20 protein-coding genes are annotated in these 23,722 nt (G+C 49.4%); 14 read left to right on the top strand and 6 right to left on the bottom strand.

Annotated features, from left to right (window positions below; genetic code table 11):
- Positions 1-247: 247 nt before the first annotated feature.
- A complete protein-coding gene (locus tag K7B67_RS22970) occupies positions 248-3,199 on the bottom strand; it encodes a hypothetical protein (protein ID WP_252178170.1) in 2,952 nt (983 codons plus the stop codon).
- A 266-nt stretch (positions 3,200-3,465) separates the two neighbouring features.
- On the opposite strand from K7B67_RS22970, the gene K7B67_RS22975 reads away from it, so the two are divergent.
- Both K7B67_RS22975 and K7B67_RS22980 read left to right on the top strand, forming a co-directional pair.
- The gene (locus K7B67_RS22975) at positions 3,466-4,644 is read left to right on the top strand and encodes an ATP phosphoribosyltransferase regulatory subunit (protein WP_252178171.1); all 1,179 of its coding nucleotides are present in this window, start codon (positions 3,466-3,468) and stop codon (positions 4,642-4,644) included.
- A 95-nt stretch (positions 4,645-4,739) separates the two neighbouring features.
- Positions 4,740-6,032, top strand: coding sequence for an adenylosuccinate synthase (locus K7B67_RS22980; protein WP_252178172.1), 1,293 nt, complete (start codon positions 4,740-4,742; stop codon positions 6,030-6,032).
- Between the two features lie 42 nt (positions 6,033-6,074).
- Here K7B67_RS22980 and K7B67_RS22985 read toward each other — a convergent pair whose 3' ends face one another.
- Positions 6,075-6,530, bottom strand: a complete 456-nt coding sequence (locus K7B67_RS22985; RefSeq protein WP_252178173.1) for an OmpW family outer membrane protein — start codon at positions 6,528-6,530, stop codon at positions 6,075-6,077.
- An 81-nt stretch (positions 6,531-6,611) separates the two neighbouring features.
- Here K7B67_RS22985 and K7B67_RS22990 point away from each other — a divergent pair, with 81 nt between their 5' ends.
- Positions 6,612-7,721: an IS630 family transposase gene (locus K7B67_RS22990; protein ID WP_252178174.1), complete on the top strand. Its 1,110-nt coding sequence runs from the start codon at positions 6,612-6,614 to the stop codon at positions 7,719-7,721.
- Here the strand turns inward: K7B67_RS22990 and K7B67_RS22995 are convergent.
- A complete protein-coding gene (locus K7B67_RS22995; RefSeq protein ID WP_252178175.1) occupies positions 7,672-8,055 on the bottom strand; it encodes an OmpW family outer membrane protein in 384 nt (127 codons plus the stop codon). The genes K7B67_RS22990 and K7B67_RS22995 overlap by 50 nt on opposite strands.
- A 235-nt stretch (positions 8,056-8,290) precedes the next feature.
- Here K7B67_RS22995 and rnr point away from each other — a divergent pair, with 235 nt between their 5' ends.
- From rnr to rlmB, 4 genes are all read left to right on the top strand, one after another.
- Positions 8,291-10,927 carry a ribonuclease R gene (rnr, locus tag K7B67_RS23000; RefSeq protein ID WP_252178176.1) on the top strand — a complete coding sequence of 879 codons (2,637 nt, stop codon included), beginning with the start codon at positions 8,291-8,293 and terminating at the stop codon, positions 10,925-10,927.
- 82 nt (positions 10,928-11,009) lie between these two features.
- Entirely contained in the window at positions 11,010-11,648 is a 639-nt protein-coding gene (locus K7B67_RS23005) for a hemolysin III family protein (protein WP_252178177.1), read from the top strand.
- Positions 11,649-11,885: 237 nt separating this feature from the next.
- Positions 11,886-12,296: a hypothetical protein gene (locus K7B67_RS23010; RefSeq protein ID WP_252178178.1), complete on the top strand. Its 411-nt coding sequence runs from the start codon at positions 11,886-11,888 to the stop codon at positions 12,294-12,296.
- A 217-nt stretch (positions 12,297-12,513) separates the two neighbouring features.
- On the top strand, positions 12,514-13,251 hold the full coding sequence (gene rlmB / locus K7B67_RS23015) for a 23S rRNA (guanosine(2251)-2'-O)-methyltransferase RlmB (protein WP_252178179.1): 738 nt from the start codon (positions 12,514-12,516) through the stop codon (positions 13,249-13,251).
- Between the two features lie 13 nt (positions 13,252-13,264).
- Here the strand turns inward: rlmB and K7B67_RS23020 are convergent, their stop codons facing one another.
- Positions 13,265-13,507 (bottom strand): DUF2789 family protein, encoded by a 243-nt coding sequence (locus tag K7B67_RS23020; RefSeq protein WP_252178180.1) that lies wholly within the window; start codon positions 13,505-13,507, stop codon positions 13,265-13,267.
- A 91-nt stretch (positions 13,508-13,598) separates the two neighbouring features.
- Between K7B67_RS23020 and K7B67_RS23025 the strand changes: the two genes are divergently transcribed.
- Positions 13,599-14,543, top strand: a complete 945-nt coding sequence (locus tag K7B67_RS23025; RefSeq protein ID WP_252178181.1) for a D-2-hydroxyacid dehydrogenase — start codon at positions 13,599-13,601, stop codon at positions 14,541-14,543.
- Positions 14,544-14,555: 12 nt separating this feature from the next.
- Positions 14,556-14,849 carry a HigA family addiction module antitoxin gene (locus tag K7B67_RS23030; protein WP_252178182.1) on the top strand — a complete coding sequence of 98 codons (294 nt, stop codon included), beginning with the start codon at positions 14,556-14,558 and terminating at the stop codon, positions 14,847-14,849.
- A gap of 3 nt (positions 14,850-14,852) precedes the next feature.
- Here the strand turns inward: K7B67_RS23030 and K7B67_RS23035 are convergent, their stop codons facing one another.
- Together K7B67_RS23035 and K7B67_RS23040 are read right to left on the bottom strand one after the other, a co-directional pair.
- Entirely contained in the window at positions 14,853-18,239 is a 3,387-nt protein-coding gene (locus tag K7B67_RS23035) for a translocation/assembly module TamB domain-containing protein (protein WP_252178183.1), read from the bottom strand.
- Positions 18,236-19,969: an autotransporter assembly complex family protein gene (locus K7B67_RS23040; protein ID WP_252178184.1), complete on the bottom strand. Its 1,734-nt coding sequence runs from the start codon at positions 19,967-19,969 to the stop codon at positions 18,236-18,238. Before K7B67_RS23040 ends, K7B67_RS23035 begins: the two co-directional genes overlap by 4 nt.
- Before the next feature lie 298 nt (positions 19,970-20,267).
- Here K7B67_RS23040 and rpsF point away from each other — a divergent pair, with 298 nt between their 5' ends.
- The 5 genes from rpsF to K7B67_RS23065 all read left to right on the top strand — a co-directional run bounded on the left by rpsF (position 20,268) and on the right by K7B67_RS23065 (position 23,722).
- Positions 20,268-20,690: a 30S ribosomal protein S6 gene (rpsF, locus tag K7B67_RS23045; protein WP_252178185.1), complete on the top strand. Its 423-nt coding sequence runs from the start codon at positions 20,268-20,270 to the stop codon at positions 20,688-20,690.
- 80 nt (positions 20,691-20,770) lie between these two features.
- Positions 20,771-20,995, top strand: a complete 225-nt coding sequence (rpsR, locus tag K7B67_RS23050) for a 30S ribosomal protein S18 (RefSeq protein ID WP_034835335.1) — start codon at positions 20,771-20,773, stop codon at positions 20,993-20,995.
- Positions 20,996-21,032: 37 nt separating this feature from the next.
- Entirely contained in the window at positions 21,033-21,905 is an 873-nt protein-coding gene (locus K7B67_RS23055; RefSeq protein ID WP_252178186.1) for a hypothetical protein, read from the top strand.
- A 31-nt stretch (positions 21,906-21,936) separates the two neighbouring features.
- Positions 21,937-22,383, top strand: a complete 447-nt coding sequence (gene rplI, locus K7B67_RS23060; protein ID WP_252178187.1) for a 50S ribosomal protein L9 — start codon at positions 21,937-21,939, stop codon at positions 22,381-22,383.
- A gap of 217 nt (positions 22,384-22,600) precedes the next feature.
- Positions 22,601-23,722: a transposase gene (locus K7B67_RS23065; RefSeq protein WP_252178188.1), complete on the top strand. Its 1,122-nt coding sequence runs from the start codon at positions 22,601-22,603 to the stop codon at positions 23,720-23,722.

Here is a 23,722-nt window from a genome sequence, read left to right on the forward strand (position 1 = left end):
CATGTATTGATTATCGAGACCTAACAATAGACGCTAAATTTGCAGTTTTTTTATTATTGTTGGCCTGCCCTTGGGAAAATAATCGACAGCTGGTCGTGATCGACCCGGCAAGGGGAACGATTAGTCGGGCAGCAAAAAGTAAGCCGGTCAGGCCTCAGGCAAGTGTTTTGACACTCTGCCCACTGATTTCTTTAGATCAGGTGGGCAGAGTGCCAAAACGGTAAAATCGGAAACAGGAGAAAGTAATTTATCGAGTGATTGGCAGACCGTAATCACCTGCTATCTTGTCGCCAATCAAATTCAGTTTTATTTTTCTTAGAACATTAAGCACGTATCCAAAGGTAAGCCCTCCTCTCTTGTGCTTCAACATATCTAGCATTTTCATTGCTTTGTGTTGAACTCTATGATTCTCAGCATCAATAGTCTCTACTTGATAATACTCTAAAATTCCCGTATTCCAGGCAAACCATTTCCAGTTGGTGCTTAGTTCATCAGCAAGATACCGGAGTACATCATCTGGTAAAGGCGAGTCCATATGAATGCGCGGCGAACTTATTTTTGATTGCTGTGATTGCTTATGCGGACGATGTGCCACTGCGCCAGCAGCAGCTTGCTCTTGCGGAATAAAACCGGGTTCCTGTTCCTGAGTCAGTTGATCAGCCAGTTCCGTGGGAACTACGCCAAAGATGAAAAACATACTATTTATGAACGCATATTTTTGATCTGGAGTTGTTAAGTTCAGGAAGTTAACAAGTTCTTTCCTGGCAGTTTCGGCAAACTTACTGAAAAGCACACGTTGTTCCGTAGAAAGTTTTTGTCTGAAACCGCCAGTTTCCGGTAGTGTTGAGCTTAAAATAGCTAAACCGGTCAATATGGCTTTAACCTGTTCAGGCGTGGATGGATTACCCTCAGAAATAAAATGACCAAAGCTTTCAAGTGTATGAAGTTTTGTGTTTGTTTCTACTCGGTACCTGTTAGATTGGGTAATAAAACTATATTGATCCCAACCCCAGGGGCTAATGTCTAGATTTCCATCCTTATAAATGGGAAGGCCAAAAAGATAATCTTTACCCAGCTCTCTGGATAATTCGCTTAATTCCATGAGTGTGTAACTTGTCGAAGGAACTGTTGCGTCTGTTAGCAAATGACTGGTTTGTTGAAGTATCTGGTAAATAAAATCGATTAATTCTTTTTTATTTTGATGGCCTATTAATCGGTATTCAAGATTGTAAAGATCATTAGCTGTCACAAGATTACTTTCTTTCAGTATGTCGGCTAATTTATTTTCTTTAACTCTATCGAAATGGTATTTCGTCTCAAGGTGTTCCCGGTGACGAGCCAGTGTTTTAATAATTCTTGCCACCTCGGCATGTCTGTTGATTCCATTATTGCTGGCCAGTTCGCCGACCTTTAGAATTAATTCGGCAGTAGATAATTCATTTCTGGAAAGTTTAACCCAGTACTTATGAAATGTTTTCATGCTTTCTTTATACTGCAAAAGAGTTTCAGTGAGAACTCTATAAAGTTCATACCTTTTGCATTGAATGATATGTTGAAAATATCTCCCATCTTGCCCGGTATCTACCAATTTTTCGAGCCATCTTGATAGTTTGATGGCTGAAGTATCAACCACTTTTGCCACTGTGACGGGTATTTTCTTAGTTGTTAAAACAGGAGCTGGGTCGCTAAGACTTTGTTCGAATACACGCATGGCATTGTTAGCGCACTCGAAGCACATGTCATTGCGGTAGATGTGTTTAAATTGTTTACACTTTTGGCAAGCCCCGTTTTTTGGGGTCCCATCAAAACCATCGCCTCCCTCATTTCCACTGCCACTACCACCAGAGGTGCGTCGATAAGCGGCTGCCTGAGATTCCGCGTAGGAGGGAGGGTCGGTTAAATCAAGTCCGGAAACACCCTTTGTAATTTTTTCAGTTCCTTCTCCTTTCGGACAACTGACCCCCGTCGGGCAGCTGCCCGGAAAGACTGACACGCTGAGTAATTGTTTAGGGCTTAAAATGAACGCTTGTTTTGTATAACCATGGTAGTTTTCCGTCTGTTCCGGATTGCTGTTCAGGTAATGGTCAAATGCGGCTTCCGGATTATCCGGATTCTGGGACATCGCCAGAAAAAGTCCAGAGTTTCGTTCAAGGTTTGCTCTCCTTATTTTGTCCCACAGTTGTTGTGAAATAAGGATGGTCTGCTCATTCCAGCCCCGTTTGATTTTGAGAACAATCTGGGTGTCCCACACTTGTTTCCAAGCTTGTTTTTTCTTAACCGTCCCTTCGTTAGCGCCAGGGATAGGCACCAGAATTATTCTGCTGACCAGCTTGCTCATCACTTCAAAAGAGTAAAGCGGGGCCATGCCACCTCCCGGCCTTCTTTTAAATGGATCGTCTAAATCGTCGCTGCCACCAAAACCACCACCAGAGCTTGTGTATGACTCGCTGTTATCGGCGATATTCGGGTTTGCGGGTATTGCAAAAGGCGCATTGGAACGGCTGGTGTCGCCAGGATTGCTGAGCTTGTTTTCTGAAGCTTTGGGGTTTCGGAAAACAATATCGACAGATGATCGCTTTTTATCGCCGTAAGAATGGCTACCGGCAGTGTCGCCATCCGACGATGGTGGAAAACCGGTGCTTTCTGAAACAATACCGCTGCATTCCGGTTCTATACTCCATTCATTATTATTGTCTTGAACCGACAGAACCAATGATGCCTTGCCTGCGGGTAAACGCCATTTCGCTAAATGTTCATATTGCCAGCGATCAGGGTCTGCTGTCAGCTCGGCCCGTCTCACTTCCCCAACCTGAATATCCGGTAAACTCTGTCCCGTTGACGTCCTGGTAATCACGGGTGGGGAGGGGTAGTGGGAGGAATAGTGCTTCGTCGATAAGGCGTTAGCTGACCTGAAACAAAAATGAAAGGTATCGCCTGACTTGCTATCCAGGTTGATATAGAGCTGGTTGTTCTCCAGCTCAGCTGTCTTGCTTGTTTCGTCACTCTTTTTGGCATCGTAAACGAGGTGAAGCGGCGGACTGCCCTCCATAAACAACATCCTGTTAATCGTTCCTGATGTCTCTGAGGATTTGAACGGACTCCCCCATCCCGTCCAGCTCAACAGGCTGGAAATGGCAGAGCTGTGACCGGTAACCGGCAAAATGACAGACAGAATGAATAACAGCAACAGACGAGTCATTGTGAAAGATCTTACAGTTTTCATGGTTAAATTTGTCCATAGATTGACTGCTGAGGCCTAACCATAGACTCTAAATTTAAAACTGTTTTATTTATTCTGGCGGACCTAACCTTGGGTGTGGGGAATCGTACTGCTCTCAACGGCTCATTGAGACTGATAAATAATCGATAGTGGGTCGTGAACTCTGCTTCAGCCAGTGGTATGATACCGCAAACCGGGTTTAGCCCGGTTTTTTTGTGTGCCTGTGCGGACCAAAGAGGGCTGTTATGACCGTCTCAGATCGCTGGTTATTGCCAGATGGCATTGAGGAAATTCTGGCTCCCAGAGCCCGTCAGGCAGAAATGCTCCGTCGTGAGATGTTGGATTTATTCGATTGCTGGGGCTATGAACTGGTGATCCCTCCTCATCTGGAGTTTATGGAGTCACTGACCGCCGGCGTGGGTCGTGACCTGGAGTTGCAAACGTTTAAAGTAACGGACCAACTCACGGGCAGAACCATGGGGCTGAGGGCCGATGCTACGCCCGCTGTTGCCAGAATTGACGCCCACACCCTGACCGAAAAAGGGCCGGTTCGGCTTTGTTACGCAGGCACTGTTTTTCATACTCGTTCGGCATCGCTGGGCGCCACCCGGTCACCTATTCAGCTGGGTGCTGAATTGTACGGCCATGGTGGTGTTGAGAGTGATATTGAAATCATTTCCCTGATGCTGGAGACACTGGCAGCGGTGGGTATCGAGTCTGTGAACCTCGATCTTGGTCATGTCCGGATTTATCGTTCGCTGGTGGAATACGCCGGGCTGAGCGAGGCACAGGAGCAAAAACTGTTTGACGCGCTGCAGAGAAAAGCCGCCTGTGAAGTATCTGAACTGCTGGCTGGCTGGAAAATCTGTTCGGGCACGGCGGAGATGTTTAAAGCGCTGACCTCCCTGACCGGTCACGTCAGTGTGATCAATGATGCCCGAGCGTTACTGAAAGAGGCGCCAGAGGCTGTTTTTAAAGCACTCGACCAGCTGGAAGTGATTGCCGGCAAGGTCGCTGAGCTTTATCCGTCAGCTAACCTCTACCTCGATATGGCTGAGCTGCGCGGATATAACTATCATACAGGCGTTGTATTTGCGGCCTATGTTTCCGGACAGGGTCAGGCGATTGCCAAAGGTGGTCGCTACGACGGCATTGGGCGAGTCTTTGGTAGAGGACGTCCTGCTACCGGGTTCAGCACAGATCTGAAGACGTTAATCAAGCGAAAAGCGGTTCTGGATCCGGAAGCTGGTGAAGAGCGAATGATGATATTTGCTCCTGTTAATGCAGATCCTGCTGCTGTGCAGAAGCTGCGTCGACAGGGACAACGGGTTGTTTACCAACTGCCTGAACAAGAGACAGACGCTGCGGGCACGGGTTGCGACCGGCAGCTGGTCTGCCGTGACGGAGAGTGGGTTGTAGAATAGCCCTGTCGCAGAAATGCATGAGAGTCAGTTCAGAAAATCGTTTGAACTGCACTTTGTCATGTCTGTTTATTTTAGAAAGTAAGAGACCGTTTACCATGGGTAAGACTGTTGTCGTACTGGGCACTCAATGGGGTGACGAAGGTAAGGGCAAAATCGTTGACCTGCTGACTGAGCAGGCAGAAGCGGTTGTGCGTTTCCAGGGCGGCCATAATGCCGGCCACACACTGGTGATCGACGGTGAAAAAACCGTTCTGCACCTGATTCCTTCCGGTATTCTGCGTGAAGGCGTCGTATGTTATATCGGTAATGGTGTGGTGCTGTCACCTGAAGCCCTGCTAAAAGAAATTCACAAGCTGGAAGAAAGTGGTGTTCCTGTCCGTGAACGTCTGCGTATCAGCCCATCCTGCCCGCTGATTCTTCCCTATCATATTGCTCTGGACCAGGCTCGTGAAGTGGCACGGGGCAAAGATAAAATCGGTACCACCGGTCGTGGTATTGGTCCTGCCTACGAAGACAAGGTGGCTCGCCGTGGACTGCGTGTTGCCGATCTGCTGCACCCTGAGCGTTTTGCCCAGAAGCTGAAAGAAGTGATGGAATATCATAACTTTGCCCTGGAACACTACTACAAGGCTGACCCGGTCGATTTCCAGAAAACCCTGGATGAAGCACTGGCCATGGGTGAACAGATCAAACCTATGATTGAGCGCGTGACCGACAAGGTTCATGAGCATCATGGCAAGGGTGACAACATTCTGTTTGAAGGCGCGCAGGGCTCTCTGCTGGATATCGACCACGGTACCTACCCATTCGTGACTTCTTCCAATACCACTGCAGGTGGTGTTTCTACCGGCAGTGGTTTTGGCCCTCTGTACCTGGATTACGTTCTGGGTATCACCAAGGCTTACACGACTCGTGTCGGTTCCGGTCCCTTCCCGACCGAACTGTTTGACGATGTAGGTATGCACCTGGCCAAAAAAGGCAATGAGTTTGGTGCCACTACTGGCCGTCCCCGTCGTTGCGGCTGGTTTGACGCTGTGGCTCTGCGTCAGTCGGTACAGATCAACTCGGTATCCGGTCTCTGCCTGACCAAGCTGGATGTGCTGGATGGTCTGGAAACCATCAGAATCTGCACCGGCTACAAGAATGCCCAGGGTGAGTCCATCACCACGCCTGTGGATGCTGAAGAGTACGAAGCGATTCAGCCGGTTTACGAAGAAGTGCCTGGCTGGAGCCAGTCTACTTTCGGAGCCAAGAGTCTGGATGATCTGCCTGAGAATGCCCGTGCCTACATCCGTCGTCTGGAAGAAGTGGTGGGAACACCGATCCACATCGTTTCTACCGGCCCGGATCGTGTAGAAACCATTATTCTGGAACAGCCTTTCGGCTGATCCGTTCCCCCGCCAGGTTCACTGGCGGGGATTGCTTTTCCATCAGAACCTGTAAGAAACACCAGCCATGTAAACCAGTGGATCCAGTTCTGCGTCCAGACTGTAGCGGTTTCCGGCAGTGCCCTTGAAGTTCGCTGTGGTATTGATGTCCATGTACCATACAGCAGCGTTTAAGGCCCAGCTCTCGTTCAGTTGATAGTCAAAGCCCAGTTGTCCACTCAAGCCCATTGAGTTGTCCAAATCCAGATCTCTGAAGGTATCACTGGCGGAACCTTTGAAGTCTTCATTGAAGAAAACGGTGTAGTTCAGGCCAAGTCCCAGGTAAGGCTGGAACCTTGAGTTTTTGTCCATTGGGTAGTATTGCAGACTGACAGTAGGAGGCAGGTGTTTGACTTCAGCAAAATCCCCTAAACCCAAACCATCTAGAAAACCGGAGTTTAATGGATTGGTACCTAGCGCACCCCGGTATAGGGAAGGTGCGCAATCACAGTCGTTCATTTACCTGTATGACTACGCCCACTACGACATGCCAAGCCCGTCGCTATAAGTAAGATAGTTTTCATTTTTTCTTGCTTACCCATGGTATTAAAAGTCTCCCCTCAACAGTGGCAGCAGACACAAGATTGTCTGCTCCAGCAGTCCATACATGCAGCTCACCCACGTACACGAGAGCGCTTTTCTGCGCTCTATCAAGTGGCACAGGGTTCTTCTGCAACTCAGGTTGCCAAGCAATTGGGGCGGCATCTCGAAACGGTCACTGACTGGATTCACCGCTACAATTCAAAGGGGCCGGAGGCTATGGTTTATAAGCGGACTGGGGGCCGCCCCCTTTGTCAAATTATCAGTAAAGCTGCTGCTTGCCTGATTGACCGGACACTGGAAAAAGCAGCTAACCAGGAAAGTTCTCTTAACTCACCTCGCTGGACGTTGAAATACTTGGTTCAATGGTGTTGGGATTGCTTTCAGGTACGATGTTGCCGTGAGACCATACGACAGGTTCTTAAACGGCAGGGGTATTCATGGAAGAAAGCCAAAAAACTGCTCAACAAGGCTGACTCGGTAAAACGGGCTACCTTTCTTGAAACTTTAAAGCCGTTGCTGTCAGAAGCCACTTTCCAGAAACGCCTGCTGGTCTACATTGACGAAGCTCATATTCATCAAGATGCCGATATTGGCTATGGCTGGTCCCGTAAAGGCGAAAGACTCTGGGTCAGTTCACACTCTCCAAAGCTGGCTGACAAGATCACCTTCTACGGAATCTATTACTACAATTTTGGTCAGGTCAGAATGTGGCCTTATCCCTGTGGGCGGAAAGAGCACACCGTTAATGTTCTGGAACGAATCAGGCAGGAGAACCCTGACAGGAAAATCGACATTGTGTGGGATGGTGCATCATGGCATACCGCACACTTTGTAAGGGACGCGGGGCTACGCCTGAATTTGAACATTATCCAGATGCCAGCCTACAGCCCTGACTTTATGCCTGTAGAAGCCTTATGGCGCTGGTTCCGGGAAGATGTTACATACCATCACTGCCATAAAACGGCAGAAGATCTGCTCGAAGCCGCAAAAAAATTCGTTGAACGTATAAACCGAAATCCTGAAAAAGTAGCTGACAGACTCTGGGTCAAAGATTCTCTTAATGATGAAGAAGAGCGCCTAAGGGCAAACAATCTGTCAGAGTGGTAAAACTCCGGTTTTCTAGATGGTTTGGGTTTAGTCCTGCCAGACTACCTTTTCCTTCCAGAGTGTGCTTGAACGGTGTCGCTGCCAGCAGCTCAACGCCAAACTTATCTGACAGCATGTAGGTAAAGGAGAGTCCCAGCTGAGTGTTATTGTCGACGTCGGCTGTAGCGTTTTTGTCCTCAACCCCGTTGGTTTTTAATCCCCCGCTGTCAACATCCGTCTGGACACTGGCTGCTCCGCCTCGGAAAATAAAATCTCCGGCCTCATAAGCCTGAGCCGATGCAGCAGAAACGGCAATAGCAGCAGCCACAGTAAGTGAGAGAAGATTTTTGTTCATGATGATCCCTTATGTTTGGGTGTAGAAAGCTTTTTTCTTGATGGTTAATATTTTAATCGCCTGTCTGTGGCGCAATATTGATTTGAATCAACACATCACCCTGTGTCCCAACGCACCAGTGGTAGGAATTCTGTTGCAAGTATGGGCATACTAGGCAAAGATGCTCACTGGTTACCCGAATCAGGGTTACACTGCCTATAGATATAATTTGATCACCAAGAGGTTGATAAACCCTATGCCCAAAAAAGGGTGGAAAGAACTGGATTCCCAGGCTGCTGATGAGGCGGCCCGCTACGACAACCCTATCCCCAGTCGTCTATTTATTATGGAAGTTCTGGAAAACAGGGGGGCTCCGGCGAGCCATAAAGTACTGTGCCGTGAGCTGGGTGTGACGGTGCCTGAGCAGCAGGAAGCGCTGTTATTCCGCCTGAAAGCCATGATTCGTGACGGTCAGCTGTTGGAAACCCGCAAGGGCACCTATGGCCTGCTGAGTAAAATGGATCTGGTAAAAGGGCGTATTCAGGGTAATAAAGACGGCTATGGTTTTCTTATTCCTGATGAGGGTGGAGAAGACTATTACCTCTCATGGCGTGAAATGCGCAAGGCTTTTGACGGTGATCGTGCGGTCATTCGTGAAACCGGTGTGGATCGTAGAGGACGACGTGAAGGTCAGATAGTTGAAGTCATAGAGCGCAATACCACCCAGCTGGTGGGTCGCTTCTACATAGAACACGACAATGTTTTTGTCGTACCGGAAAATTCCCGAATTGATCGCGAAATTCGTATTAAGCCCGGCCCTTTGATGCCAAGTCACGGGCAGTATGTTCTGGTTGAAATCCTTGAGCAGCCTGGCCGACGTGTTCAACCTGTTGGCCTGATCAAGGAAATATTGGGTGAACGACAGGATGCCGGAATGGAAGTGGAAGTGGCATTACGCACCCATGACATTCCTCATGAGTGGCCTCCTGAAGTGGAAGAGCAGGTAGCCCGGTTCAAACCAGAAGTGGCTGAGCGGGACAAAAATCACCGCGTTGATCTCAGAGAAACACCTTTCGTGACCATCGACGGCGAAGATGCCCGTGATTTTGACGATGCCGTTTACTGTGAAACCAAAAAAAACGGCGGCTGGCGTTTATTCGTCGCCATCGCGGATGTTTCCCATTACGTGAAGCCCGGTACAGCGCTGGATAAGGAAGCCCACAACCGGGGCACTTCTGTTTACTTTCCAGGGCATGTTATTCCCATGTTGCCGGAAGTCCTTTCGAATGGTCTCTGTTCTCTGAATCCTGAAGTGGATCGCCTGGCCATGGTGTGCGAAATGACCATCAGTGGCAAAGGTAAAATATCCGGTTACAAGTTCTACGAGGGGCTGATTCGCTCCCACGCCCGTCTGACTTATACCCAGGTCTGGGAAATGCTGTCAGAGCCGCTTAGTGATGAGGGTAAGGCTCTGCGCCGCGAACGAAAAGCGGTGCTTCCCCACGTTGAAGAGCTTTATAACCTGTTCAAGGTTCTGAAAAGTATCCGTTCTGATCGTGGCACCATTGATTTTGAAACGGTAGAAACACAGATTATCTTCGGGCGTAACCGAAAAATTGAAAAAATTGTTCCTGCCGTCCGCAATGATGCCCACAAGTTGATTGAAGAGTGTATGCTTTGCGCCAATGTCTGCGCTGCTAAATTCCTTCAGAAACACAAGCTTCCCGGTCTCTATCGTGTGCACGAAGGGCCGACTATGGAGAAGCGGCTGAATCTCAACAGCTTTATTGCCAGTCTTGGTTTATCGCTGCCTGCGGGCAACTTGAAGCCCGCTCACTTCCAGGCTCTGTTGGCATCGGTCAAAAATCGTCCCGATTACAAGGTGATTCAGACCGTGGTTCTGCGCTCTATGAGTCAGGCGGTCTACACCTCGGATAACCAGGGTCACTTCGGGCTGGCCTTTGACGAGTATGCGCACTTCACTTCGCCGATTCGTCGTTATCCCGACCTGCTGGTGCACCGGGCCATTCGTCATATCATTCGTTCCTCTGTTGAAACCCGTCACGTCGTTCGTGCCGGTGCCAGGGAAATGAACAAAAAGACCATTTATCCCTACGATGGCAATGATGTGCAGGCTATGGGGGAGCACTGTTCTGCGACTGAACGCCGGGCCGACGAAGCTACACGGGATGCAATGGATTGGCTGAAGTGTGAGTATATGCAACAGCACATCGGGCAAACCTATTCCGGTGTTATTGCGTCGGTGACCGGTTTTGGTCTGTTTGTTGCCCTGGATGATGTTTATGTCGAAGGGCTAGTGCACGTCACTGGTCTTCCAGGTGATTATTATCACCACGATGCGGTTCATCATCGTTTGGTGGGTGAGAGAACCGGTAGAAGCTATCGATTGGGTGATGATATTGAAGTCACGGTGGCCAGCGTCAATCTGGATGATCAGAAAATTGATTTTGAGTTATCGACAGGCACTGCACTGAGACCCTCTCGTTCTCGCAAGTCTCGAAAAAGTCCGTCAAAAGGTGGCAAGCCATTGGCCAATGTTGCCAAGAGCCGGGCAGCAAAAAGAGCCTTGCTGGATGCGGCAAAGTCGGAAGAGTCAGGCAAGAAGCCAGCAGATAAACAGCGAAAACCCAGCCGCAAGCAAAAAGCCAAGGCTAAAAGCACTGACAAGAAAGATGGGAAGCCTTTAGCGGGTAAAAAGCCATCTGCCGGTAAAAAGCCATCAGCTGGTAAAAAGCCATCAGCTGGTAAAAAGCCATCAGCTGGTAAAAAGCCATCCGCCGCTAAAAAGCCGGAAGCCAACAAAAAGTCTTCAGCAAAACCTGCTGGTAGCAAGTCCACCGGCAGGCAGCCAAGAAAAAGAAAAGCGAAGTGATGTGTAATTGAGTATTATCTGGCTTCGACAGTCCGCTCCGAGCGTTAAGATGTCAGCTAACACCGACACAGGAAATAACCTGATGGCCAGATACAGCCTGGCTGAAGAGATTGCCAACAGTATCACCCACGGCCTGGGCACCTTGTTCAGTGTTGCCGGTTTGACCCTGTTGGTAGCGTACGCTGCCGAACAGCATGATGTCTGGCGTATTGTCAGTTTTAGTATCTACGGTGCAACACTGGTACTGCTTTTTCTTTCTTCTACGCTCTATCACAGCCTTCAGCATGAGAAGACCAGAAAGGTTTTCAAACTGCTGGATCATTGCTCCATCTATCTTCTGATCGCCGGAACCTATACCCCTTTCCTGCTGGTCAGCATGAGGGGGACTTTGGGCTGGACCATGTTTGCCATTATCTGGCTGCTGGCTGTGGCCGGCATTGTTTTTAAAGTCTGGTTTGGGTCACGCTTTAAAAAGTTTTCGGTCGCCACTTATATTTTGATGGGCTGGCTGGTGGTCCTGGCATCAAAAGAGTTAGCCAGCAAGATATCGCTGGATGGCATCTACTGGCTGGTAGCGGGTGGTCTCTCTTATACCCTGGGGGCTGTTTTTTACCTGTGGAAGAAGTTGCCTTTTAATCATGCTATTTGGCATGTGTTTGTTTTGGGCGGTAGCGTCTGTCATTTCTTTGCTGTTTTTTTTCATGTGCTTCCTGCCAGTTAGTTTCTGGTCGGACAGTCAATTACAACCAGCACTCAAATAATCAAGGCTCCTAACCGGTTTTAACAGGCTATACTTCGCCGTGCGGATCGATGGTTAGATGGTCATGAACGTGGAGAAACGGGGGAGAAACGGGGGAAAAGGTGTGCTTCAGCCCTTGTTAGAGCTGCTGGTAAAGCAGCCTGTCAAAACCGGTTAGGAGCCGACTTTTAAAAATTGTTGCAGTGAGGTTAAGAAGTCATGAAAAAATTAATTTCGTTTATCTTGTTAACTATCGGAGCGATGGTGATGTTGCAGGCATTTTGCGGTAATGCCTCGGCAACCGAGGACAGACTGCTTGTTCCTAGCATTAAAAGTGGCGTAAATATCGTTTGTGAAAAATTCCAAGCTGGTAAAGACTTTGATGAATTTAAGGGCGAATATTTTATGAAATGCGCGATTCATGCGTGCCCTGGAGGCGAATTCGGTTCAGAGTGTATGGATGGCGCGTACTATGGCCCTTCATTGATCCCTGGTGTAGGTTCAATCCAATGCGATGGTTATGGGGCATACACTATGAAGGATGACAATTTTAAATTTTCACCGGTCTATCTTCACTGTTCCGATGGAGGGACGTACAACTTTTATGCATTCTATAAATCGGAAGGCTAGTTTCAATGTAATTGATGGGTTCCTTCTATCAATGGCCCTCAGACTCCGTTCACCCTGAGCGCCCTTCGACTCCGCTCAGGATGCACGTTCGAAGGGTGGTTGGCACGGTCTTTATTGTCGGTTCGGAGCTTGATCAGTGTCAACCCTCCACTGAAACCTTTGGCTCTGCTAATATGCAGCTCAATCCTAACTCCAACCCTGCATACGAATTCCCGTAATGAGTGATGATGTTGTTTTTGGCCTGCACGCCGTGCAGAGCCTGTTTGAGCATTCTCCGGAAAAAGTTCTGGAACTGCTGATCCAGAAAGGTCGCACGGATAAGCGCATTAATACGTTGGTGGAGGAAGCCCGCAACCAGGGAGTGACGGTGCGTTTCGTCGAGCGCAGCCGGCTGGACTCGAAAGTTGAAGGCGTACACCAGGGCATAGTGGCCCGTGTTGCACAGGCGAAAGTCTACCGGGAAGGTGACCTGGAAGATCTTCTCAACACACTGGATGCACCGCCTTTTCTATTGATACTGGATGGTGTCACCGACCCTCATAACCTGGGTGCCTGTTTGAGAACCGCTGATGCCGCAGGGGTTCATGCCCTGATTACACCCAAAGACAAATCCGCCAGCCTGAATGCCACGGCTCGAAAGGTGGCCTGTGGCGCCGCCGAGAACGTCCCGCTGGTGCAGGTAACCAATCTTTCCAGAACCATGGAATGGCTGAAAGATCGTGGCATCTGGATGATCGGAACTGCGGGTGAAAGTGCTTCTGATATTTACAAGACCGACCTCAAGGGGCCTCTGGCTCTGGTGATGGGTGCTGAAGGTAAGGGTATGAGAAGACTGACCCGGGATAAGTGTGATTCATTAATCTTTATCCCCATGGCTGGGTCAGTCAGCAGTTTAAATGTTTCTGTAGCGACAGGTGTCTGTTTGTTCGAGGCGGTTCGTCAAAGGCAGTTATAGCAATCCGGTGGTTTCAGGAGGCTTTTTCCCTCAACAGAGCGTCCAGATGTTCAATCACTACAACCCAGTCAGCGTCTTCGTGGTATGCCTGCTTTATAAAGGCTTGCTGGCTGTCTGAAAAAAAGTCGGCCTGTTCAATTTTTATCTGGTGAGGCATCCGTTGGTGCTTTTCGATAAACGCAGCAATGTCTGAATCGCTGCTGGGTAATCCAAGCTGGTCAAACAGATCATTGATTGTGTGATGAGCAGGTTCCATGGAGACCTCCCGATAGAATCTGTTTTCATACCGTCAGGATAGCAGGTCACTGTCTTCAGAAAAGTTAAATGAGATTCCAGAGGTAAACCGTGTGAGTGCGAAAAACAATGCCGTCATATTAGATCGGGCGACTCTGGGTGATGGAGTGTCTCTGGAAGCGTTTCATCAGTTTCCGGTACCGTTGGAAATATACGACCATAGTCAACCAGGGGATGTGGTTGAACGTTGCCGTGATGCCGTAGCGATTTTTACCAACAAGGTAGTGATTGATGAGTCGATGCTCTCTTCACTGCCCAACCTCCGGTATATTGGCGTGCTGGCGACAGGAATCAACAATATCGATCTTGCCGCCTGTGACCGGCGTGGTATTCAAGTCCGAAATGTCGAACGTTACAGCACTGCGTCTGTTGCCCAGCACACCATGGCTTTGATCCTTGCTCTGGCAGGCTCTGTCCCTGCTTACGCCCGGGATGCGGTGAATGGTGCCTGGGCAGAAAGCGATAATTTCTGTCTGCTGAATCATCCGATCATGGAGCTGGCAGGCAAAACGCTGTTAATTGTCGGTTATGGTGATTTGGGCAGGTCTACAGCCAGACTGGCAGAAGCGTTCGGCATGAATGTGTTGAAGGCAAAGGTTCCCGGTTCAGGAACGACCGCTGAAGACAGGATTGAGCTGGACGAAGGTTTAAAAAAGTCAGATGTCGTCAGCCTGCATTGCCCTTTGAGTGAAAGTACTGCCAACCTGATTGACCAGAGAAGGCTCGCGCTGATGAAGCCCACGGCCATTCTGATCAATACTTCCAGAGGTGGGCTAGTTGATGAGAGTGCTTTGGTCTCGGCGCTGGAGGCCGGGCGACTGGGAGGCGCAGGGTTTGATGTTTTGACAGAAGAGCCCCCCAGACATGGGAATATCCTGCTCAGGAAGTCACTGCCAAACTTGATCGTCACTCCCCATTGTGCCTGGGGCAGTCTAGAGTCGAGACAGCGTTTGGTCGATCTTGCGGCACAACATTATGCGCATTTTCTACGGGTATGAGGATTACCACTAATGAGAATACACGACCCACTCCACCCTGGAGAGTTTATTAGGCAAACCTATATGGAGCCAGCAAATATAAGCTGTAGACGGCTGTCTGAAGCCCTTGAGGTTTCACCCTCAACTTTGAACCGAGTATTGCAGGGAAAAAGCGCTGTATCCACAGAGATGGCCAGAAGGCTTTCCAAGGTGCTTGGCAGAACTACGGAAAGCTGGCTGATCATGCAGCACAACTATGACATCTGGCAGTCAGAACAATCAGTAACGCTTGATACTCTGAAACCTTTCAAATTTTCTTTTGCGTGATTACTAAGACCCTTTTTCAGAATCAGGAGTAAAGGTAAAACGATAGAAAATATCCACAGCCTGAGCCAGACCACTGACGATCTGTAGATAAAGCCTGGGCATCAGCTCATAGCGAACTTTCACTTCACTGACCGAGCTGAAAACACCCGCGCCGTATTGCAGGTGAAGACCGGGGGCTATGTTGCCGCCAATGGTGATCTGAGTTTCCTCGCCGCTACCTTCCGTATCCAGGGAGACATTGCTGAAACCAAAGGTTTCACCAATAGAGGTGGCGATGCCGCCAAGCTGAGAAACACCGAGGCCCACCAGCATTGACTGGGCGCTGGAACTGGAACTGCTTTCCCCTTCCAGACTCTTGCCTCGCAGCAGATAGGAAAGCTGTTCCTGTTGTGGCATTTCCGGGCTGGAATAAACCTCCCAATCAGGTTTTTTTACCGAGCCACTGACCTTAATGCCAACCTCGACATTATCTTCAATCGTTTCCGGATTGCGAATGGCATTGACCAATAGATAGGGAGAATCAATAGGCCCCTGGAAAATAATTTTTCCTTCTTTGATCAGTAAATCCTGGCCCAGCTGGTGGTAACGACCTTCCAACAGTGTGATTGTGCCGTTTCCTTCAAGGGGTTTGTCAGGAAGCTGAAGCAGATCCAGATGCCCTGCGAGCCCGGCTTTGAGACCGAAAGCATCCATCCGATTATCTTTTCCCAGTGCTAACCGTACCCTCATCGAAAACAGTTTGCTGGCCTGCTTCTGGAATTCTGAAGTTTGTCCTTCCTGTATTATGACAACGTCGTCTGAGACGGAAACAGTATTTTTCGGAAGGCTCTTGATATCAATGCGACTCCAGGGAATTCGGATAATGCCTGTCAATGCAATGTGTTCAGACAGTGCCAGTTTCAGATCGGGTGAAATTCTGATTTCCCCGATGCCGGGGTATCTGATATCCAGATCCTGCCCCTGGAGTGTGATGTTGCCGGTAGGCTGCCGGAGATCTTTCCAGTTCAGTTGACCTCCCAGATTCAGCGAGCCTTTACCTACCTGCATTTTGCCTTCTACCGTGCCGGAGTCGCCGTTCACATTCAGGTAAGTATTGAGTTCAGAAATGCTGACAATGTTCTGTGTGGTATTGGCATGGCCATTTTCAATAGCCAGTCGACCATAAAACAGCGGTTTGGTAAGAGAGCCTTCCAGTCGGCCTCTGGCAGAAAAAGTCCCTTTTAGCTCGCTGATGTCAGGTACAAAAGGTGCGAAGATTTCCAGCAATAAATGATCAATATTCAGCTGACCCGTCAGGGTTTTCTGGTCTTGCAGGTCATCGACAGTCACGCTCAAACGACTGTGTCCCAGTGTCTCTGAGAGAAAGTTTAAAGAGCTTTGCAGCTGATTGTTGGCGACGCTGGCTTCCATATTGAGCTGGCTGTAATCGCCGGACAAATCATAAGCCTGAAGTGTTCCGGGGGTTGAGGAGACCTTTAACGACAGTGTTGGCTGGTTATCCTGCCAGCTCAACGCTCCCTCTGAGTTAAGAAGAGCCTGCCAGTTAAACTCGGTGGGGAAAAAGGCTTTGAATCGTTCAGGTGCCAGTTGCTTAATGCTAAAGGAGATGTGTCCGGAATCTTTGCTCAGTTGCCTGGATTGAGCGCAGATGCTGGCAGGGGATGAAGCCAGACAGAATTCAGAGAAGGAAGCACTGGCTGCTGAGGCGGTGATATCAACCGGTTGTTTCAGTAACCAGTCTCCGAACTCTGTGTTCAGGTCGCTGCGGGTGAGTTGTCCCTGCCACTGTTTGTTGCGGTAGCTGCCGGACAGAGTGACGACGCTCTTGAGTTCTTTACCTTGAGTCGAGAGCCGAACCTGATGTTCCTTTTCATTGCCTCTGGCTTCAAGCGCTATCTGATTGAGTGTGTGGGTGCCCTGAGTCAGGGTCTCCACATTGACGCGAGCCTGTCCAACAATGTCAACACCCTTTTCAATATGACCCTTTGCAGAGAGGCCTTTGATGGCTGTGTCCAGATAACGAACGGAGGGGCTGTTCAGTTGAAAGTTCAGTCTCGGCTGTTGCTTGCTGCCGGATATTTGGATTAAACCTTCCACCTCACCCTGAAGGTCAGGGTAAAGTTCTGCCAGCTTTGAAGCATTGAGTTCTGCGTCGATGTTCCAGTATTTATCAAGGCGGCCATTGGCGCTTAACTGATTTTCGCCGACCCTGACCTGCAGGTGGTCCAGCTGCCAGTTAAAAAGATGATTGATGTTCATTGTGCCGGAAAGTGACACAGGCTTGTCCCTGAGTGCTCCGGTGATATGCATTTCAGAAATCACCAGTTGCCAGGTTTTGTCGTCCAGACTAAAGCGGCTTTTCAAGACACCGTTGAGCTTTCCCGGGTACTCAGGCAGAAGGCTGGTTGTGTCCAGGTTGTTGAGACTGACTTTCCCATTCCAGTCGATGCCCTTTGCCCAGGTCAACCGACCAGAGAGATCGGCATCACCTTCAGGGGTTGAGAGGTTGAGACGCTGGATGGCAATATGTTCAAGGCTGCCCCGGGCCTTGAGTGAGGCTTTTATCTGAGTTTCTTTTTGCGCCCGGGAAGTGGATAAAACATCAGAAGTCGCCGTGGCCCTGGCATCCAGTTGGTAGTCAGCCAAGGAGCCTTGAAGGGTAGCTTTAACGGTTTCTGACTGGAGCTTTTTGTTCAGGGGGACTGGCCGAAGGTCAACGGTTGCTGACAACGGATAATCACCGCTCAACGTTATTTTTCCTCGCAGACTGGCTTTTCCCAAAGCCTGTTTAACGCTGAACTCATGGATATTGACTTGGGATTGCCGGGCATCAGCAGACACCAACAGGTCACTGATCTCTTCCTTGATTTCACCCTGCTCATAAGTCCCTTTGTCCAGCGTCAGTTGCTTAAGGGTAATAGGCAGAGGTAGCTTTATTTCTGGCAATATAAGCTTGTCGCTGGAAGGAGTTGGTTCTTTATCAGACGATGGCAGTTTAATGACCAGATTTTCCAGCACCAGTTCATCAATCACCAGTCGTCCGTCAAACAGCATCCCCGGTTGCCACTGCACCGTCAGCCGGTTTGCTGTGAATGACATATCCTGATCGACCCAGCCCGGATTCTGTAAAACAAGGCCATTGGGAATCGACCCCTCAATCAGTTCACCCTGAAGTTCAGGCAATTGAGAGCGGGCCAGGTTCCATAGCCAGAGGTTGCCCGTATGAGTAAGTAATAAAAACAGCGCCAGGCAAAGGAGAGTGGCCAGAGCGAGTAGGATAACCCTGCGAGCCTTCAGCTTATAAAGAGCCTTCAGCGGGTAAAGAGCCTTCAGCGGGTAAAGAGCCTTCAGCGGGTAAAGAGCCTTCAGCGGGTAAAGAGCCTTTTTCATAGTTCTGGCCCCATGGAAAAGTGCAATTTATAAGGGGTGCCCGGTTCACTGACGGCAAAAGCCAGATCGACTCTCAGGGCACCCAGAGGGGTTATCCAGCGAATGCCAAAGCCAGCGCCGGTTTTCCAGTCGTCCCTGTAGTCATTGGTGGCGATTCCAGAGTCGACAAAAACAGCGGCCCGCCAGTGCTCCAGAAACTGGTAGTTGTACTCGATACTGAGCGCCGTCATATATTGGGCACCCATTAATTTTCCATCGGCGTCTTTGGGGGCAATGCTTTCATAGTCGTACCCTCTGACCGTCTGGTCACCGCCGGTAAAAAAACGAATGGAGGGCGGTACTTTATTAACGTCGTTTATCCAGATGAACCCTTGTTCTACCCTGCCAATAAAACGGTGTTTTTCTGCCAGTGTTGTCAAGCCTTTGGTGCGACCCCAGAGTTTCAGAAAGTTCTGGTCAGAACCCAGGAATTTATCCGAGAACTCAGCTGTGGACATGATCAGATAGCCGCTTCGGGGGTCGATCTTCCCACCTTTGGTATCACGTCGGGTCATAGAAATACCCGGGATGGCCAGCAGGCTTCTGCCATGCTGAAGGCCCTGCTTATAGCTTTCGTACTGAATTCTGAAAAACAGGTCACGATCCCAGCCCAGTGGATTTTTTTTCCATTTGTGGATAGAGGTAGAGCCAAGGTTACTGATGGTGTCTTCCTGTCCCTTATATTGATAACCCAACTGAAGATCATAAAATTCAGTGAGTGGATTGCCGTAGGGGATTTTATAGCTGGAAGTCAGTTCAACCCTGGGGGCTGAAAGCAGCGCCTCATTAGTCAGACTGTGCCCTTTGTCATTGATCAGCGGGATATCCCAGGTCAAAGAAAGCCTGGGACCCTCATCGGTGGAATAGCCAACACCGGTTTCGATTTCATGGCTCCTGTTGGGGGTGACACCGATATAAATAGGAACCTGGTAGTCTACGGTTTCATTCCGCAGGGTGCGAACATCTATTTGTTGGAAATAGCCGGTGGAAGCCAGATCCTTGTTCAGGTTGCCCAGCTTGACGGATTGATAGGGTGAGCCGGGCTGAAAGGTCAGCATTGTCTGGATCAGGGCTCGGGTGTTTTCAGGGATGTCTCCGTAAACAATCTCGCCAAACCGGTAGCGTTTACCGGAGTCGAATACCAGCTCCACATCAGCCGCATAATCTTGCGGATAAACGTTGACCCTATGGGTTCTCATTTGAGCGTCGAAAAAACCCAAAGACTGGGCCTGGGTGTTAAGCGTCGTCTTGAGATCTTCATACTCGCCACTGTTGAATATGACGCCTTTTTTCAGAGGAGATTGTTTGACGATGTTTTTGAACAACGGGTTTTTTCCGGCTTGTCCCTTCAGCTCAACGTTGATGTTGCGAATACGTACCGGCTGTCCCGGATCAACATGAACATTGAGCTGGTCTTTGTCCTTGCTGTCCAACTCCATGGTAATGGTTGGATTGAAATAGCCCAGTGCTTGCAGGGACTTCTGTACCGCCTCAAGGATACTGCTTTGATAGCGGGGCAGCTGTTCAGGTTTAATAGCAGGCAAGGTTTGCAGAAAACGTTCAGCGTTTTGCTTCTGCCCGTCTTCCAGGCCTTTAACCTCGTAGGTTAGCGAGGTTTGAGCCTGACCAACAGAAGCAAAGGTGAAAAGCAAAAGTGCGACAATCGATAGAAATTTATTCAGCTTACCCACTTGCGACCAGTTGTTAAGAGAAAGTTGTTAATAGAAAGTTGTTCAGAGAAAGCGGCGGGACCGACCGATATCGTAGAGGGTCTGACGACGTATCTCAATAACCTGTCATCGGTTTTTAATACTTGCAACCATAGTCACACTTCTCTAGAATCCTCCGCTCTTTGTATGCTGGGCGTGGTGTGCAGGCATCTTTCAGGTGACTGTAATTTCCAGTCCATCTCCTTGCCTTACTGCCCTGTGATGGAACGAAAGTTTCACTCAAAGTGTGGAAGGCTATTTAACCCGTAAGGAGCAAATAATGCGTCATTACGAGATTGTTTTTCTGGTACATCCTGACCAGAGCGAGCAAGTACCAGGCATGATAGAGCGTTACACGCGCGCTATCGGCGACAACGGCGGTCAGGTACACCGTCTTGAAGACTGGGGTCGCCGTCAGCTGGCTTACCCAATCAACAAGATCCACAAGGCTCACTACGTTCTGATGAACATCGAGTGCAGCAACGAGATCCTGGACGAACTGACAGATAACTTCCGTTATAACGACGCAGTTATCCGTAACATGGTGATCCGTCGTGATGAGGCCGTTTCCGAGCCATCCATCATGATGCAGGCTGAAGAGAAACGTGAGCGCCGTGACGATCGTCGTGAAGAGCGTCGCGAAGAAACGGCGGAAACTGCCGAAGCTCCGGAAGCTGCTACTGAAGAAGCTGCTGCTGAGTAAGTCGTCCTTGAGACTGTCTTTAGCCTTGGGCTGACAGGATTAAGAACATCACCATTTGTTGAATTCAAGGAGACGTTGCAATGGCACGTTTTTTCCGCCGCAGAAAGTTCTGCCGTTTCACCGCCGAAGGCGTGAAAGAGATCGATTACAAAGATCTGAACACTCTGAAGGCTTATGTTTCTGAAACTGGCAAGATCGTACCAAGCCGTATCACCGGTACCAAAGCCCGTTATCAGCGTCAGCTGGCGACAGCTATCAAGCGTGCGCGTTACATCGCACTGCTGCCATACACTGATCGTCACTGATCAGTCGGCAAACTTTGGAACTTGAAGGTATTGCTTAATGCGTAAATTGGCGGAACTGGCAATGAAAAGCCCGAAACATTCCTTGTTTCTGGCGGTCGTATTTGCCTGTATTCCCATGCTTTTCTGGCTGAGTGCGGCTGTTGTATCGCTGGTGATACTGCGTCGCGGCATTGACCACGGACTGAAACTCCTGATGTGGGCTCTGTTACCCGGAATCGCCTGGGCCGCCTTTGGTCAGTACAGCGTATTGATCGGGCTGGTAACCACCTCGTTGCTGGCCTGTGTCCTGCGCCAGACGGTCTCATGGCCGAAAACCCTGTTGGCTGTTGTGCCGCTGGGAGGCCTGGTGGCCTTTGCCATGTACCAGATGTCACCCCATATAATCAGTGCTCTGACTGATTCTGTGATGAAGTTTCTGAAAGAGAACCTCAAGAGCAGTAGCAGTGGCGAGACGCTGCAGCTCGGTGAACATCTGAGACCGATTCTGGAGTACGGCGTAGCGGGTGCCCTGGCCTGGTTGCACACACTGTTTTGTGTCCTGGCTTTGATACTGGCGCGCTCCTGGCAGGCTGATCTGTACAACCCCGGAGGATTCGGTGACGAATTCCGCAAGGTGCGGTTACCCGCAGCAGTTGGGGTCAGTCTCCTGGCTATCACTTTGATGGGTTCGGCACTGTCACCTATGTTGACTGCCCTGGTACCCGTCGCCTCGTTGCCACTGTTTATTGCAGGTCTGGCACTGGTCCACGGGCTGGTAAAACTGCGTCAACGGGGCAGCTTCTGGTTGATTGGCTTTTATATGCTGTTGATCACCCTTACGCAACTGGCATACCCGGTTATCGTTTTGACTGCTTGTCTTGACAGTCTGTTTGATTTTCGCAACCGCGTGAATCAACAGATTCAGGGCTGACAGGCACTAGGTATAAGGTAAGAGGCTAGCGATGGACGTTATCCTGCTTGAGAGAGTTGCCAACCTTGGCAACCTGGGCGACAAGGTAACCGTAAAAGCCGGTTACGGTCGTAACTTTCTGATTCCTTTCAGCAAGGCTGTGCCTGCTACTAAGGAAAATGTTGAAGCCTTTGAAGCTCGTCGTACCGAGCTTGAAAAGTCCGCTAACGAAAAACTGGCTGCTGCTGAGAAGCGCGCCGCTGAAATGGCTGAAATCGAACTGACCCTGACCGCCAAAGCAGGCGACGAAGGTAAACTGTTCGGTTCCATCGGCTCCCGTGACCTGGCTGAAGCCATCACTGGTGCTGGCGTTAAAGTAGCCAAGAGCGAAATTCGCATGGGCGAAGGCCCTATTCGCGCGACTGGCGAATACGACATCGCCATCCAGCTGCACACTGACGTTGCAGCGACTATCAAGGTATTTGTTGAAGCTGAATAAGTTCGGTTTTAGCGGCGCCTGATACTCAATACCCGTGGGTTTTGGCCTGCGGGTATTTTTTTGTGTTTGATGTTGGGGGATGAAGCCTATTTCCTTGGCTTACCAATTCCCGCGTAAAGCATCGCCCAATCGGGCGGTGATACAAGCGGTCAGTCCGTAGGACTGATAATAAACATCAAGGTTTACGAAAGGCAATGCTTTCTGTAAAATATTTCGCATGAACACTAAGCGAGCCTACAAAGAACGATTCTACCCAACACCTGGGCAAACTCAGCTACTTGCTCAGTCGTTTGGTTGTGCTCGATTTGTTTATAACAATACGCTTCGTTTTCGCACTGATGCCTACTACAAAGACGGGAAATCCATATCCCACTCTGAGGTAGAAAAAAGGCTTGTCTCGCTCAAGACAGAGTTTCCATTTCTGGCTGATGTATCCAGCGTGATTCTTCAACAAAAGCTTAGAGATCAGCAAGAGGCTTTCAAGAAATTTTGTAATGGAAAAGCCAAATACCCTAAATTCAAGAAAAGACACTCAAGACAAAGTATCCGGCTAACAAAGGCCGCTTTCAGATACAAAGATGGTCAGCTTTTCATTGCCAAAAGCGAAGATCCGCTGAATATCCGGTGGAGCCGACCGCTGTCTTCTGATCCTTCAAGTATCACCATCATCAAAGATCGGGCAGGCCGGTACTTTGTGTCCATGCTGTGTGAGTTTGAAGCTAAACCAATGCCTATTAGTAACAAAGCAGTAGGCATTGATTTAGGTTTGAATGATCTGTTCATCACTTCAGAGGGTGAAAAATCCGGTAACCCAAGGCACACCAGGCGCTACGAGATAAAGCTCGCCTATCTTCAGCGTCAGATGTCAAAAAAGCAAAAAGGCAGTAGCAACAGAGCCAAAGCAAAGCTCAAGGTTGCACGACTTCATGCCAAGATTGCCGATTGCCGGATGGATGCCACCCACCAGGCATCACGCAAACTCATTAACGAGAACCAAGTTGTTTGCGTAGAGTCTTTGAACGTGAAGGGCATGATCAAAAATCCAAAGCTGTCCAAGCACATAGCCGATGCAAACTGGGGGGAGTTTGTCCGCCAGTTGAAATACAAGGCTGATTGGGCGGGTAGAGATCTGGTTAAGATAGACCGATTCTTTCCAAGCTCTAAACGCTGTTCCGGTTGCGGATTTGTCCATGAAAGTCTGCCGTTGTCTATTCGTGAATGGGAATGTCCGGAATGCAAAACCCATCACGACCGGGACATTAACGCAGCAAAGAATATCAAAACCGCTGGACTGGCGGGGTTAGCCTGTGGAGCGACTGGAACGGGGATAGAGGCTTAA

Source organism: Endozoicomonas sp. 4G (assembly GCF_023822025.1).
Taxonomy (GTDB): Bacteria; Pseudomonadota; Gammaproteobacteria; order Pseudomonadales; family Endozoicomonadaceae; genus Endozoicomonas_A.